Origin of the sequence: Streptomyces sp. NPDC004539 (assembly GCF_040610055.1) — a bacterium.
GTDB lineage: Bacteria > Actinomycetota > Actinomycetes > Streptomycetales > Streptomycetaceae > Streptomyces.
Map to the genome: position 1 here is coordinate 318,392 of NZ_JBEXLS010000003.1, position 14,299 is coordinate 332,690.

General features: G+C 71.5%; 11 protein-coding genes and 1 riboswitch. Of the genes, 10 read left to right on the top strand and 1 reads right to left on the bottom strand.

Annotation, left to right across the window (positions count from 1 at the left end; translation table 11 throughout):
• Positions 1–17: 17 nt before the first annotated feature.
• From dxs to ABZX85_RS07985, 4 genes are all read left to right on the top strand, one after another.
• Positions 18–1,904, top strand: a complete 1,887-nt coding sequence (dxs, locus tag ABZX85_RS07970; protein WP_355863599.1) for a 1-deoxy-D-xylulose-5-phosphate synthase — start codon at positions 18–20, stop codon at positions 1,902–1,904.
• Positions 1,901–3,286: an aspartate aminotransferase family protein gene (locus ABZX85_RS07975; RefSeq protein WP_355863601.1), complete on the top strand. Its 1,386-nt coding sequence runs from the start codon at positions 1,901–1,903 to the stop codon at positions 3,284–3,286. Before dxs ends, ABZX85_RS07975 begins: the two co-directional genes overlap by 4 nt.
• A 64-nt stretch (positions 3,287–3,350) precedes the next feature.
• Positions 3,351–3,962, top strand: coding sequence for an XRE family transcriptional regulator (locus ABZX85_RS07980; protein ID WP_355863603.1), 612 nt, complete (start codon positions 3,351–3,353; stop codon positions 3,960–3,962).
• The gene (locus ABZX85_RS07985) at positions 3,959–4,087 is read left to right on the top strand and encodes a DUF6126 family protein (RefSeq protein ID WP_355863605.1); all 129 of its coding nucleotides are present in this window, start codon (positions 3,959–3,961) and stop codon (positions 4,085–4,087) included. The genes ABZX85_RS07980 and ABZX85_RS07985 overlap by 4 nt, the downstream gene beginning before the upstream one ends.
• A gap of 9 nt (positions 4,088–4,096) precedes the next feature.
• Here ABZX85_RS07985 and ABZX85_RS07990 read toward each other — a convergent pair whose 3' ends face one another.
• Positions 4,097–4,897 carry a tyrosine-protein phosphatase gene (locus tag ABZX85_RS07990; RefSeq protein ID WP_355863607.1) on the bottom strand — a complete coding sequence of 267 codons (801 nt, stop codon included), beginning with the start codon at positions 4,895–4,897 and terminating at the stop codon, positions 4,097–4,099.
• Between the two features lie 203 nt (positions 4,898–5,100).
• Here ABZX85_RS07990 and ABZX85_RS07995 point away from each other — a divergent pair, with 203 nt between their 5' ends.
• The 6 genes from ABZX85_RS07995 to ABZX85_RS08020 all read left to right on the top strand — a co-directional run bounded on the left by ABZX85_RS07995 (position 5,101) and on the right by ABZX85_RS08020 (position 14,268).
• Positions 5,101–7,173: an alpha-galactosidase gene (locus tag ABZX85_RS07995; RefSeq protein ID WP_355863609.1), complete on the top strand. Its 2,073-nt coding sequence runs from the start codon at positions 5,101–5,103 to the stop codon at positions 7,171–7,173.
• A 271-nt stretch (positions 7,174–7,444) separates the two neighbouring features.
• A riboswitch (cyclic di-AMP (ydaO/yuaA leader) is annotated at positions 7,445–7,639 on the top strand.
• Positions 7,640–7,641: 2 nt separating this feature from the next.
• Complete coding sequence (locus tag ABZX85_RS08000; protein WP_355863611.1) at positions 7,642–8,646, top strand: LysM peptidoglycan-binding domain-containing M23 family metallopeptidase; 1,005 nt, start codon at positions 7,642–7,644, stop codon at positions 8,644–8,646.
• Between the two features lie 228 nt (positions 8,647–8,874).
• Entirely contained in the window at positions 8,875–11,595 is a 2,721-nt protein-coding gene (locus ABZX85_RS08005; protein WP_355863613.1) for a Tat pathway signal sequence domain protein, read from the top strand.
• Positions 11,592–12,623: a GDSL-type esterase/lipase family protein gene (locus ABZX85_RS08010; RefSeq protein WP_355863615.1), complete on the top strand. Its 1,032-nt coding sequence runs from the start codon at positions 11,592–11,594 to the stop codon at positions 12,621–12,623. The genes ABZX85_RS08005 and ABZX85_RS08010 overlap by 4 nt, the downstream gene beginning before the upstream one ends.
• Positions 12,620–13,336: a DUF6250 domain-containing protein gene (locus tag ABZX85_RS08015; protein WP_355863617.1), complete on the top strand. Its 717-nt coding sequence runs from the start codon at positions 12,620–12,622 to the stop codon at positions 13,334–13,336. Before ABZX85_RS08010 ends, ABZX85_RS08015 begins: the two co-directional genes overlap by 4 nt.
• Positions 13,337–13,482: 146 nt before the next feature.
• On the top strand, positions 13,483–14,268 hold the full coding sequence (locus ABZX85_RS08020; RefSeq protein ID WP_355864165.1) for an SGNH/GDSL hydrolase family protein: 786 nt from the start codon (positions 13,483–13,485) through the stop codon (positions 14,266–14,268).
• The last annotated feature ends 31 nt before the right edge of the window (positions 14,269–14,299 follow it).

Sequence of the window (14,299 nt, forward strand, 5' to 3'; positions counted from 1 at the left end):
CGAAGGGGGAACCGAGCGTGACGATTCTGGAGAATGTCCGACAACCGCGCGACCTGAGGGCGCTGAACGAGCCGCAACTGCGGCGGCTGTCCGAGGAGATCAGGGAGTTCCTGGTGACCGCGGTCGCCCGGACCGGCGGCCATCTGGGGCCGAACCTCGGCGTCGTCGAACTGACGATCGCCCTGCACCGGGTCTTCGAGTCGCCGGTCGACCGCATCCTGTGGGACACGGGCCACCAGGCGTACGTCCACAAACTCCTGACCGGCCGTCAGGACTTCTCCAAGCTGCGCGGCAAGGGCGGCCTCTCCGGCTACCCCTCCCGCGAGGAGTCCGAGCACGACGTCATCGAGAACAGCCACGCCTCCACCGTCCTCGGCTGGGCCGACGGACTCGCCAAGGCGCGGGACGTCCAGGGCGAGAAGGGCCACGTCGTCGCCGTGACCGGGGACGGCGCGCTGACCGGCGGGATGGCCTGGGAGGCGCTCAACAACATCGCAGCCGCGAAGAACCGGCCGCTGATCATCGTCGTCAACGACAACGAGCGCTCGTACGCGCCGACCATCGGCGGCCTCGCCAACCACCTCGCGACCCTGCGCACCACCGACTCCTACGAGCGGGTCCTCGCCTGGGGCAAGGACGTCCTCCAGCACACGCCCGTCGTCGGCCGCACCGTCTACGAGGCGCTGCACGGCGCGAAGAAGGGCTTCAAGGACGCGTTCGCTCCGCAGGGCCTCTTCGAGGACCTCGGCCTGAAGTACGTCGGCCCCATCGACGGCCACGACATCAAGGCCGTGGAGTCCGCGCTGCGCCGCGCGAAGCGCTTCCACGGCCCCGTCCTCGTGCACTGCCTCACCGAGAAGGGCCGCGGCTACGAACCGGCCCTCGCGCACGAGGAGGACCACTTCCACACCGTCGGCGTGATGGACCCGGCGACCTGCGCGCCCCTCGCGCCCGCCGGCGGCCCGTCCTGGACATCGGTGTTCGGCGAGGAGATGGTCAGGATCGGGGAGGAGCGCGACGACGTCGTGGCCATCACGGCGGCCATGCTGCACCCCGTCGGGCTGGGCGGGTTCGCGGCCCGCTTCCCCGACCGTGTCTGGGACGTCGGCATCGCCGAGCAGCACGCGGCGGTCAGCGCGGCCGGCCTCGCGACGGGCGGCCTGCACCCCGTCGTCGCCGTCTACGCGACCTTCCTCAACCGGGCCTTCGACCAGCTCCTCATGGACGTCGCGCTGCACCGCTGCGGGGTGACGTTCGTCCTCGACCGGGCCGGGGTGACCGGGGTCGACGGGGCGTCCCACAACGGGATGTGGGACATGTCGATCCTCCAGGTGGTGCCGGGGCTCAGGATCGCCGCGCCGCGTGACGCCGACCAACTCCGGCTCCAGCTGCGGGAGTCGGTCGCCGTGGACGACGCGCCGACCCTGATCCGGTTCCCGAAGGAGTCGGTGGGGCCGGTGATCCCGGCCCTCGGACAGGTCGGCGGCATGGACGTGCTGCGGACGGGGGCGGACGTCCTGCTCGTCGCCGTGGGGGTGATGGCGCCGGTCTGCCTCCAGGCGGCCGAACTGCTGGCGGCGCGGGGGATCGAGTGCTCGGTCGTCGACCCCCGCTGGGTCAAGCCCGTCGACCCCGAGCTGCCCGGCCTCGCCGCCCGGCACCGGCTTGTCGCCGTCGTCGAGGACAACTCCCGCTCCGCCGGGGTCGGTTCGGCCGTCGCCCTGGCCCTCGGGGACGCCGAGGTCGACGTGCCCGTACGGCGGTTCGGCATCCCGGAGCAGTTCCTCCCGCACGCCAAGCGCGGCGAGGTGCTCGCGGACATCGGGCTCACCCCGGTCGAGATCGCCGGCCGGATCGGGGCGAGCCTGGCGGTCAAGGACGTCGCAGCCAAGGAGAAGGAATGAGCACGGAGTTCGACCTCGGCGCCCTCCTCGCCGCCCGCGGCGCCGAGCGCTACGAGCTGCACGACAAGTACCTCAACCCCCAACTGCCGCGCATGCTGCGGACGATCGGGTTCGACAAGGTGTACGAGCGGGCCGAGGGCGCCCACTTCTGGGACGCCGACGGCAACGACCACCTCGACATGCTCGCCGGGTTCGGGGTGATGGCCCTCGGCCGCCACCACCCCGTGATCAGGAAGACGCTGCACGACGTCCTGGACCTGAGCCTCGCCGACCTCACCCGTTTCGACTGCCAGCCCCTGCCCGGCCTGCTCGCCGAACGGCTCCTCGCGCACAGCCCGCACCTGGACCGCGTCTTCTTCGGCAACAGCGGCACCGAAGCGGTCGAGACGGCCCTGAAGTTCGCCCGGTACGCGACCGGCAGGCCCCGGGTCCTGTACTGCGAGCACGCCTTCCACGGCCTCACCACCGGCGCCCTCTCCGTCAACGGCGAGGACGGCTTCCGGGACGGCTTCGCCCCGCTGCTGCCCGACACGGCCGTCCCGCTCGGCGATCTCGACGCGCTGGCACGCGAGTTGAGGAAGGGCGACGTCGCCGCGCTGATCGTCGAGCCGATCCAGGGCAAGGGCGTCCACGAGGCGCCGCCCGGGTATCTGCGGGCCGCGCAGGAACTGCTGCGCAAGCACAAGGCGCTGCTCATCGCCGACGAGGTGCAGACGGGCCTCGGGCGGACCGGGGACTTCTACGCCTACCAGCACGAGGACGGCGTCGAGCCGGACCTGGTGTGCGTCGCCAAGGCGCTCTCCGGCGGATATGTCCCGGTCGGGGCGACGCTCGGCAAGGACTGGATCTTCAAGAAGGTCTACTCGTCCATGGACCGCGTCCTCGTGCACTCCGCGAGCTTCGGGTCCAACGCGCAGGCGATGGCCGTCGGGCTCGCCGTGCTGGACGTCATGGAGAACGAGCAGACCGTCGCCCACGTCCGCCGCGTCGGCGATCTCCTCAAGTCCCGGCTCGCCGCGCTGACCGGCAAGTACGAGCTGCTCGCCGACGTGCGCGGGCGGGGGCTGATGATCGGCATCGAGTTCGGGAAGCCGTCCTCGCTGAAGCTGCGCAGCCGCTGGGCGATGCTCCAGACCGCCCGCAAGGGGCTCTTCGCGCAGATGGTCGTCGTCCCGCTGCTCCAGCGCCACCGCATCCTCACGCAGGTCTCCGGGGACCACCTGGAGGTCATCAAGCTGATCCCGCCGCTCGTCGTCGACGAGGCGGACGTGGAGCGGTTCGTGGACGCGTTCACCGAGGTCATGGACGACGCCCACAGCGGGGGCGGGCTGATGTGGGACTTCGGGAAGACGCTGATCAAGCAGGCGGTGGCCAACCGGTAGCGCCATTTTTTGCCTCTGGGGCAAGAAATTTGCCTCGGAGGCAAGATCCGGGCTGAATGGAGGCATGAGCACTCCGGACGCCGAGCCGACCGCCGCCCTCCCGGCGATGGCCCCGCAACTGCGCGCCCTGCGCCGCCGCGCCTCCCTCACGCTGGAGGCCGCCGCCCGCTCCGCCGGACTCTCGCCCGCCTACCTCTCCCGGCTGGAGACGGGCCAGCGCCAGCCCTCGCTGCCGATGCTGCTCGCGCTCGCCCGGGTCTACGGTACGACGGTCTCCGAACTCCTCGGCGAGAGCGCCGTGCTCCGGGACGCGGTCGTGCGCGCCGGGGACATGGAGCCCACCGAGGCCGGCGGCTGGACGTACGTCCAGGCCGGGGCCGCCGGACGCGGGATGCAGGCGCTGCGGGTGCGCGTCCCGCACGGCGCGCAGGGCGACATCGTGCGCGTGCACCCCGGGGAGGAGTGGCTGTACGTCCTCAAGGGGCGGCTGCGCCTGACCCTCGGCGACTCCACGCACCTCCTCGACCCCGGGGACAGCGCGCACTTCGACTCGCTGACCCCGCACCGCATCGCCGCCCGGGACGAGCCCGGCGTCGACCTCCTCTTCGTCCACACCCTGTTGCAGAGCCCCACGGCCGCCCTGTGCCTGGGCCCCACCCCTGGAGAGACCCCATGACCGACAACCGTGAGGAACGCTTCCCGCGCGCCCTGTGGATCAGGCTGCTCGTCTACGTCGTCGGCGGGCACGTCCTCGGCCTGTTCCTCTGGTTCCTCTTCGAGATGGGGGCGCGGCAGCAGTAGCCCGCGCGCTCACTCCAGGAAGCGGTCCTCCAGGCGCGCCCGCAGCTCCGGCGTCACCCCGAGGCCCTGCTCCAGATACGCGTCCACCGAGCCCCACCGCTCGTCGATCGCGTCGAACGCCGCCTGGAGGTACTCCGCGCGGGCCTCGAACAGGGGGCTGAGCAGTTCGGTGATCTCGGGGGAGCGCTCGGGCGGGGCGGAGCCGTCCGAGCGGCGCAGCCGGTAGCGGCGGTGCGTCGCGTTCGACTCCAGGTAGTCCGCGACGATCGCCTCGCGCTCCACGCCCAGCGCGAGGAGCGTCACGGCTATGGACAGGCCCGCGCGGTCCTTGCCCGCCGCGCAGTGCATGAGGGCGGGCACGCTGTCGTCGGCGAGGGCGGCCAGCACCTGGGAGTGCTCGGCGGTGCGGGCCCCGATCATCGTGCGGTACGACGTGATCATGCGCTCGGCCGCCCTGCCGTCGCCGAGGATCTCGCGGAGCTGCTCGGTCTCGCCGTCGCGGACCATCTTCCAGAACTCCGCGCCGTCCGCCGGGTCCGACAGCGGCAGGTTGACGTTGCGCGTGCCCGGCAGTTCGACGTCCGGGCCCTCCAGCTTCTGGTCCGCCGCGTTGCGGAAGTCGAAGACCGTGTGCAGGCCCAGGGAGGCCAGGAACGCGGTGTCCTCCTCGGTCGCGTGCGCCAGATGGCCGCTGCGGAACAGCACGCCGTGGCGCACCCGGCGCCCGTCAGCCGTCGGCAGGCCGCCCACGTCACGGAAATTGCGGACGCCTGCCAGCTCGGGTTCGGTCGAGGGGATCTGCTGCGTCACGGGGTCTCCCTCCCAGTCGGTCCCGGGCCGGCGCGGCTCAGAAATGGCCGGTGGGACACGCTGTCGACGATACGACATGGGTGTGACACCCAAGCAGTTGTCCACAGGCGTTGCAGGCGGGCCCGGCGACCCCCGATGATGTTGCCGTCTGGTCGTACGTGTTCGTATGTGTTTTATCTGATTTTCGATCGTGTGAGGGTCTGATGCTGGAAACCGCTGAGAACGGGCGTACGTGGCTCCTTTCGGGCCCCACGAGCAGTTACGCCCTCCACCTCACGGAGAGCGGTGAACTGCTGCACCTCCACTGGGGACCGGCGATCGCCCTGGCCGACGCCGAGGCGCTGGCCGCCGTCCCGCTGCCGCACGGCTCGTCCTTCGAGTCCGCGCTGGACGGCCGCGAGGAGTACCCGGTGGAGGGCGGCCCCCGCTTCACGCGCCCGGCGCTCTCCGTGCGCACCCCCGGGCGCCGGGGCACGGAGTGGGCCTTCGAGGCGTACGACGCGCAGGGTGGCGAACTCCGGCTCACGTTCCGGGACGGCGGACTGACCGTCGCCCTGCACTACCGGATGCGCGGGGACGTCGTCGAGCGCTGGGCGGTCCTCGGGAACGACGGGGCCGAGCCGCTGGAGCTGCTGCGCGCCGACTCCGCGACCTGGACCCTCCCGCACCGCGAGGGCTGGCGCCTGTCCCAGCTGCACGGCCGCTGGGCCGCCGAGTCCCGCCTCACGCGGGCACAGCTCACCTACGGCGAGAAGATCATCGGCAGCCGCCGGGGCCACACCGGCCACCCCCACCTGCCCTGGGTCGCCCTCGACACCGACGCCACCGAGGAGCGCGGCGAGGTCTTCACCGCCGCCCTCGGCTGGTCCGGCTCCTGGCGGATCGCCGTCGCCCAGCTCCCCGACGCGCGCGTGCAGATCACCGGCGGCGCCGGACACGACGACTCCGGCCTCCTGCTCCTCGGCGACGGCGACTCCTTCACGACCCCCGTCTTCGCCGCCCTGTGGACGGACGGCGGCTTCGGCGGCGCCAGCCGCACCTGGCACGCCTACCAGCGCGAGCACGTCATCCCGGACGCCGAGCAGGACCGCCCGGTGCTGTTCAACTCCTGGGAGGCGACCACCTTCGACATCTCCGAGGAGCAGCAGCTCGTCCTCGCGCGCCGGGCGGCGGACATCGGCGTCGAGCTGTTCGTCGTCGACGACGGCTGGTTCGGGGCGCGCACCAGCGACCGCGCGGGCCTCGGCGACTGGACGCCCAACCCCGACCGCTTCCCGGAGGGCCTCAAGCCCCTCGCGGACCGGGTGCACGGCCTCGGCATGCAGTTCGGCATCTGGGTCGAGCCCGAGATGGTCAACCCGGACAGCGACCTCTACCGCGCCCACCCCGACTGGGTGCAGTTCCAGGAGGGCCGCACGCGCACCGAGTTCCGCAACCAGCTGATGCTCAACCTCGCGCGCGAGGACGTCCAGGAGTACCTGTGGGAGCGGCTCGACACCCTCCTGTCCAGCGCCCCCATCGACTACGTGAAGTGGGACTTCAACCGCTGCTTCACCGACGCCGGCTGGCCCGGCGACCCCTACCCGCAGCGCCTGTGGGTCGACCACGTGCGCGCGCTGTACGCGCTCCTGGACCGGCTGCGCGCCAAGCACCCCGGTGTCGCCTTCGAGTCCTGCTCGGGCGGCGGCGGCCGGATCGACCTCGGCATCCTCGGCCGTACCGACCAGGTGTGGACCTCCGACAACACCGACCCGCTGGACCGGCTCGCCATCCAGCACGGCTTCAGCCAGATCCACCCCGCGCGCGTGATGGCCGCCTGGGTCACCGACAGCCCCAACGTCCAGCTCAACCACCGGGTCAGCTCGCTGAAGTTCCGGTTCGTCAGCTCCTTCGCCGGGGTCCTCGGGGTCGGCGGCGACCTCTCCGAGTGGACCGACGCGGAGCTCGCCGAGGCGCGCGAGTGGGTGGAGCTCTACAAGGAGATCCGGCCCGTCGTCCAGCACGGCGACCTCTACCGGCTGCGCGCCCCGGAGGGCGGCCTCAGCGCCGTGCAGTACGTCCGGGGGGACGAGACGGTCGTGCTCGCCTGGCTCCAGTCCCAGCACTACGGGGAGCCCGTACCGGCGGTACGGCTGCGGGGACTTGACGCGACGGCGTCGTACGAATGCCGTGAAACGGGTGAAATCCATCGAGGTGCGGTGCTGCTGCACCACGGGCTGCGGACCGGGCTCCGGGGTGACCTGGATGCGGCGGTATTCCGGCTGCGTCGCATCTGAGGTTTCTGTCCGAATTCGCAGGCTTCATTCCAACTCGCTCTGGAATAAGGAAAGCTGTGAATCGGTCGTGTGAGCAGGGTCATATTCCTGACCCTGCGTCGCGCGTCATGTTCACGTAATAGGGGCGGTTTTCAAGGGGGATCGGGCATACGGGCGGGTCGTTCGCGTACGTACGGTCACCGGAAAAACCCATGGCGAATCGACAGGCACGCAATTCACAGGCAACTTCTGCTTGTGATCGTGTGTCCGCGTCGCCTACGTTCACCAGCAATCCGGACGGACGCCGAATCCTGCCACCGCCCGGAGCCGCACCCACCCACCAGTGAAACGGCAGGAGCGGGGGACCCACAGGAATCACCGCCTGTTCCGGTCTTCCGGAAGAGGCTAGGGGTAAAGCCGCATCCGTGCGGCCGGGCATCTCCTGCTCGCACCCGACAGCTCACCTCGCAGGCGCAGGAGAGGAATTCCATGCCCGCCAGGGGTAAGCACCGCCGCCCGAAGCCGCCCCGTTTCTCGCGGTCGCTCGCCGTCGCCGGAACAGGTGGCGCGGCGCTCGCGCTCCCGCTCATCGGGGCCACCGGGGCGCACGCCCAGACGGCATCCTCCGCCGGTACGTCGGCCGCCACGGCCGCCGCCGCCACGTCCGTCCCCGAACAGGCCGTCCAGGCCGCCCCGGTGACCCGCACGTCGGCGTCCACGAGCCGCAAGACGACCACCTACACCGTCCGCTCCGGCGACTACCTCTCGAAGATCGCCGAGGAGCAGAACGTCACCGGGGGCTGGCAGCGGCTCTACGAGGACAACCGGGACGCCGTCGGCTCCGACCCGTCGCTGATCCACCCCGGTCTGCGGCTGTCGCTGGGCGCGAAGGCGGCGCGGGCGGAGAGCGGTTCGTCCTCCTCCAGCTCGGCCGGTTCGTCTTCGGCTTCGTCGTCCGGCTCGTCGTCCTCGGGCACGCAGTCCTCGCAGCGGTCGTCGCAGAAGGCGCAGGAATCCTCCGACTCCTCGGCCTCCTCGAAGAGTTCGTCCTCCTCGAAGGCCACCACCGAGAGCGCCTCGTCCTCCTCCGGCTTCACCCTCCCCGTCCGGGGCGCGGTCGTCGGCACCGGCTACCGGGTCTCGGGCAGCATGTGGTCCAGCGGCTACCACACGGGCGTCGACTTCGTCGTCCCGAGCGGCACGACCCTGCGGTCCGTCGGCGCGGGCACGGTCGTCTCGGCGGGCTGGGCCAACGCGTACGGCAACCAGGTCGTCATCAAGCTCGCGGACGGCTACTACGCGCAGTACGCGCACCTGTCGGCGCTCAACGTCTCGGCCGGCCAGAGCGTCAGCGCGGGCCAGCAGATCGGCTACTCCGGCTCCACGGGCAACGTGACCGGACCGCACCTGCACTTCGAGATACGCACGACGCCGGACTACGGCTCGGACGTCGACCCGCTCGCCTACCTCCGCTCGCACGGAGTCTCCGTCTGACGCCACCGAGCACTTCCTGACACGCCTCCGAAGGCCGGACCCCCGATCCCCGGGTCCGGCCTTCGGGGCGTTCGGGAGCGTTCCGGGGCGTTCCTGGTCGGGCGCCGGCTGTGGGTTCTTGCGCGATCATGATCGTTCTGTTGCGGTCGTGTGGCATCCGTCGACAGCTGGGGAGACCCGGGGACACAGTGATCACCGTCCCCGTGAAAGCGCTTTCCAGGAGGTCCAGTGTCCGGCGTCGGCCGACGTACCGTCATCAAGGGCGCCGCCGTCGCGGCTGCCGCCACCTCGTTCTCCTGGGCCCTGTCCCGCCCCGCCGCGGCGGCTGGCGACAGCGCCACCGAACTCCACTGGCTGGAGGGCACCCCCGACGCCCACGCCGGCACCACCTGGGGCGTCCCCTGGGCACGCGGAACGCACAGAACCGGACAGCCCCTCAAGCTGACGGCCGCCGACGGCACCGACGTCCCCGTCCAGTCCTGGCCCACCGCCTACTGGCCCGACGGCTCGGTCAAGTGGACGGCCCACGCGATCGCCCCCGACGCCCCCCGGTCCGACCGCTACCTCCTCGCCGCCGGCAACCCGGCCGCCCCCGGGCACCGGGTGACGGTCCGGCGGGCGAAGGGCGGCGTCGAGGTCTCGACCGGCGTCCTGACGGCCCGCTTCGCGGAGAAGGGCGCCGACACGGTCGTACGGAGTCTGCGGCGGGGCGGGGTCGAGGTCGCGCGGGACGGGCGGCTCGTCGCGCTGCGGCAGGGGAGTGTGCGGGACGGGGCCGATGTGGAGGCGTTCGCCGGGCGGGTGGAGAAGGTGGAGGTGGAGCAGGACGGGCCGGTGCGGGCCGTCGTACGGGTCGAGGGGCGGCATCGGCACGGCCGGCGGGGCTGGCTGCCGTTCACGCTGCGGTTCGCGTTCTCGGCGGGCGCGGAGTCGTTCCGGCTGGTGCACACCTTCGTCTGGGACGGCGAGCAGGAACCCGGCCGGGACGAGGGCGACTTCCTGCGCGGTCTCGGGGTGCGCTTCACGGTCCCGCTGCGCGACGCCGCCTACGACCGGCACGTCCGGTTCGCCGACTCGGGCGGCGGCCTCTTCGCCGAGGCCGTCCAGGGCATCACCGGCCTGCGCCGAGACCCCGGCGCCGCCGTGCGGGCCGCGCAGATCGCCGGCGAGAAGCTCCCGGACCTCGCGACCTGGGACACCCGCGTATCGAGCCGCCTCGCCTACATCCCCCGATGGGGCGACTACACGCTGACCCAGCCCACCGCCGACGGCTACCAGATCCGCAAGCGCACCAAGGCCGGGTACGGCTGGATTCCGGCCGCCGCCGGTGGACGGGCGGGGGGATTCGGGTACGTCGGCGGCGCGAGCGGCGGACTCGCCTTCGGGCTGCGGGACTTCTGGCAGCGCCACCCCACCCAGCTAGACGTACGCGGCGCCGCCACGACCGCCGCCGAGATCACCCTCTGGCTCTACTCCCCGGAGGCCCAGCCCCTCGATCTCCGCTTCTACCACGACGGGTTGGGCCAGGACACCTACGACGAGCAGTCGGACGGCGGCCTGGAGATCACCTACGAGGACTACGAGCCCGGCTTCGGCACCCCCTACGGCATCGCCCGCACCGGTGAACTCACCTTCTGGGCCGTGGAGAAGACGCCGGACGCCGCTCGGCTCGCCGCGTTCGCCGAGGCCGTCGCGGCCCCGCCCCAGCTCGCCGCCACCCCCGAACGCCTGCACTCCGCCGGGGTGTTCGGCGACTGGGCGCCCGTCGACCGGTCCACGAAGGCCCGCGCGGCGATCGAGGACCGCCTCGACGACCTGTTCGCCTACTACCGCGACCAGCGCGAGGAACGGCGCTGGTACGGGTTCCTCGACCACGGCGACGTCCAGCACACCTACGACAACGACCGGCACGTCTGGCGCTACGACGTCGGCGGATTCGCCTGGGACAACTCGGAGCTGGGCACCGACCTCTGGCTCTGGTACCACTTCCTGCGCACCGGCTCCGCCGAGGTCTTCCGGTTCGCGGAGGCCATGACCCGGCACACCGGCGAGGTCGACGTCTACCACCTCGGCAAGTGGGCCGGGCTCGGCACCCGGCACGGCGTCCAGCACTACGCGGACAGCGCGAAACAGGTCCGCATCTCGACGGCCGCCAACCGGCGCTTCTTCTACTACCTCACCGGCGACGAGCGCACCGGCGACCTGCTGAGCGAACTCGCCGACGTGGAGCTGACGTTCCTCGCCGTCGACCCCCTGCGCAAGGTCCGCACCGACGGCTACACCCCCGGCGACCGCCACGCCCTCTCCGTCGGCTTCGGCACCGACTGGGGCGGCATCTCGGCGGCCTGGCTCACCGAGTGGGAACGGCACGGCCCGAAGGCGGAGAAGGCCCGCACGAAACTGGTCAACTCTCTGCGTACGATCGCCTCCCAGCCCAACGGGTTCTTCACCGGGACGGGACTGCTCGACGCGGACACCGGCCGGTTCGCGCCCACGACGAGCACGGCGGTGAACGTCTCCCACCTCAGCGCCGTGTTCGGGCTCGTGGAGACCAACAGCGAGATCGTCTCTCTCCTGGGGGAGCAGGAACCGGAGTTCCGCGCCGCCTGGCTGGACTATGCCCGGTACTACAACGCGACCGACGCCCAGAAGCGTCAACTCACCGGCTCCACCTGGAAGTCGGCCCTGCCCGCCGCCCACTCCCGCATCACCGCGTACGCCGCCCGCCACCAGGACGACCCGACCCTCGCGAGCCGCGCCTGGAAGGAGTTCTTCACCGGGAGCGACACCTACTTCCCGTCCAACGACTGGTCCCGCGTCACCGTCCCCACCCCCCAAGTCCTGCGCACGACACGGGAGATCCCGTGGATCTCCACCAACTCCTCGGCGCAGTGGGCGCTGGCGGCGATCCAGAACCTGGCCCTCATCGGCGATCGGATTCCGACATGAAACGTCTCCTGCCGGCCGCTGCCGGCACCCTGCTCCTCCTCGCGGCCCAGCCCGCCCACGCGGCCCCGGACACCGTCCGCCCCGACGACCGGCGGCTCGCCTACGAAGGGCACTGGAGCCGGAGCGCGGAGGCCGCCGTGACCGTCAACTCCGGTTCCCGGCTGCGGTTCCGCTTCACCGGCGACACCGTCCACGCCCTCTTCGACGTCACCTCCGTCACCCTCCCCGCGCAGGTGTACGTCTCCGTGGACGGCGGCCCGAAGCAGCGGTACGACGTCGACCGGGCGGACCTGCCGATCACCGCGAAGGGACCCGGCCCGCACACCGCCGTGCTCTCCGTGAAGGACGTGTTCTCCCGGGTGAACCGCTGGGTGCCGCCCTTGCAGACGGGCGCCACCCTGACCGGCCTCAAGGGCCGGATCGTCCCCCAGAAGCCGCTGCCCCGACGGGAGTTCGCGTTCTACGGCGACTCCGTCACCCAGGGCGTCAACGCCCTGTGCGGCGACAACAGCGACTCCGACTGCGCCGACGGCACCGCCGCCTACCCGACCCTGGTCGCCGACGCGCTCCACGCACGGCTCACCCAGGTCGGCTTCGGACGGCAGGGCGTCATCCTCACCGGGAACGGGGGAGTGCCGAACGCGCGGGACGCGTACGGCTGGAACCACGCCGGATCGGCGGCGAGTTCGGACCGAAAGGCCGACGTGATCGTCGTCAACCAGGGGTCCAACGACGCGGCGTACGGGGCCGAGGAGTTCCGGGCCGCCTACCGCGCCTACCTGACGCAGATCCGTGCGGCGGCCCCGCACGCGCGGATCTTGGCGCTGCGGCCTCTCAACGGCACGCACGGCACGGACGTCTCGGCGGTGGTCGCCGAACTCGCCGATCCCCGCACCGAGTTCGTGGACACGACGGGGTGGGTCACCGCCGAGGACCTCAACGACACGGTCCACCCCAGCACCGCCGGTCACCGTAAGGTGGCCGACCGGCTGATCACCCTGCTGAGCGAAGGAGTACCCGCACCATGACGACCACCCGCAGAGCGTTCGGAGCGCTCGCGGCCGGTGCCGCGCTGGCCGCCCTCGCCCCCGCCGGCCAGGCCGCCGCCACGCCCCGCCGCAGCCGGCTCCTGGCCCACGACGACTTCCGGCACGGCCTGCGGAAATGGGCCGTCGAACTGGAGAAGGGCGGTCAAGTCACCGCCGAGCGCGGCACTTTGGAAGTGGACGTGCCCGCCGGGGCGACGATCTGGTTCCGGCAGCCCCTGCGAGGGCCGTACGTCATCGAGTACACGGCGACGCCCGTCTCGGCGGGCGTGGTCAACGACCGGGTGTCCGACCTCAACAACTTCTGGAACGCCGTCGACGTCCGCTCCCCGGACGACCTCTTCGCGACCGCGCGCGGGGGAGCCCTCGCCGAGTACGACTACCTCAAGACCTACTACTCCGGGTACGGCGCGAACTACAACACGACCACCCGGCTGCGGAGATACGTCGGCGAGGCGGGCGTGCGTCCGCTGATCTACGACTACACCGAGCCGCTGCTCGTCGCGAACGAGCCGAACCGGGTGCGGATCGTCTCCGACGGGTCCCGGGTGCAGTGGTGGGACAATGGGCGGCTCGTCTTCGACTACACCGACCCCGAGCCGTACACCGCCGGGCACTTCGCGTTCCGGACCACCTGGAGCCATTTCCGGATCGAGGGATTCCGGGTGTGGTCACTGCACCACCGACGCCCTTGAGGGACCGGCTTATTCCCGGATTGGGGAACTCTTTAGGAGTGGCTTATCTCACCGCCCGTCAACCCTTTCTTACGGTCGCGTAGGTCACATTCGAAGGTGAATCATGGTCTGTCGTGGCAGACGATTCGAAGAGTGACAAGACAGTGATGATCGGGTCGTACGTGGCGGTGGGGGACAGCTTCACCGAAGGCGTCGGCGACCCCGGCCCCGACGGGGCGTTCGTCGGCTGGGCCGACCGGTTCGCGGTGCTCCTCGCGGACCGCAGGCCCGAGGGCGACTTCTCCTACACGAATCTGGCGGTGCGCGGGAAGCTGCTCGACCAGGTCGTCTCCGACCAGCTTCCCCAGGCCGCGGCGATGGCCCCCGACCTCGTCTCCCTGTGCGCGGGCGGCAACGACATCCTGCGGCCCGGCACCGACCCCGACGAGGTCGCGGAGCGGTTCGAACTGGCCGTCGCCCAGCTCTCCTCCGCGGCGGGCACGGTGATGGTGACGACCGGCTTCGACACCCGGCAGATGCCGGTCCTCAAACACCTCCGCGGCAAGATCGCGACGTACAACGGACATGTCCGGGCCATCGCCGACCGGTACGGCTGTCCCGTCCTCGACCTCTGGTCCCTGCGCTCCGTCCAGGACCGCAGGGCGTGGGACGACGACCGGCTCCACCTCTCGCCCGAGGGGCACACCCGGGTCGCCCTGCGCGCCGGACAGGCCCTCGGCGTCGACGTCCCCGCCGACCCCGAGCAGCCCTGGCCGGCCCTCCCGCCGCGCGGCACCCTCGACGTACGCCGCGACGACGTCCACTGGGCGCGCGAGTACCTGGTGCCGTGGATCGGGCGCCGGCTGCGCGGGGAGTCCTCCGGGGACCACGTGACCGCGAAGGGCGCGCTGTCGCCGGACGACATCAAGATGCGGATCTCGGCGGTGGCCTGAGGGGCGGGGCGGTGAGTGCGCCCGCGCGCGG

Excerpts from the sequence above, each read along its gene's own strand:
- ABZX85_RS08000 (WP_355863611.1), top strand. The coding sequence starts at position 7,642 with ATGCCCGCCAGGGGTAAGCACCGCCGCCCGAAGCCGCCCCGTTTCTCG.
- ABZX85_RS08010 (WP_355863615.1), top strand. The coding sequence starts at position 11,592 with ATGAAACGTCTCCTGCCGGCCGCTGCCGGCACCCTGCTCCTCCTCGCG.
- ABZX85_RS08020 (WP_355864165.1), top strand. The coding sequence starts at position 13,483 with ATGATCGGGTCGTACGTGGCGGTGGGGGACAGCTTCACCGAAGGCGTC.
- ABZX85_RS08015 (WP_355863617.1), top strand. The coding sequence starts at position 12,620 with ATGACGACCACCCGCAGAGCGTTCGGAGCGCTCGCGGCCGGTGCCGCG.
- ABZX85_RS07985 (WP_355863605.1), top strand. The coding sequence starts at position 3,959 with ATGACCGACAACCGTGAGGAACGCTTCCCGCGCGCCCTGTGGATCAGG.
- ABZX85_RS07980 (WP_355863603.1), top strand. The coding sequence starts at position 3,351 with ATGAGCACTCCGGACGCCGAGCCGACCGCCGCCCTCCCGGCGATGGCC.
- ABZX85_RS07995 (WP_355863609.1), top strand. The coding sequence starts at position 5,101 with ATGCTGGAAACCGCTGAGAACGGGCGTACGTGGCTCCTTTCGGGCCCC.
- ABZX85_RS07975 (WP_355863601.1), top strand. The coding sequence starts at position 1,901 with ATGAGCACGGAGTTCGACCTCGGCGCCCTCCTCGCCGCCCGCGGCGCC.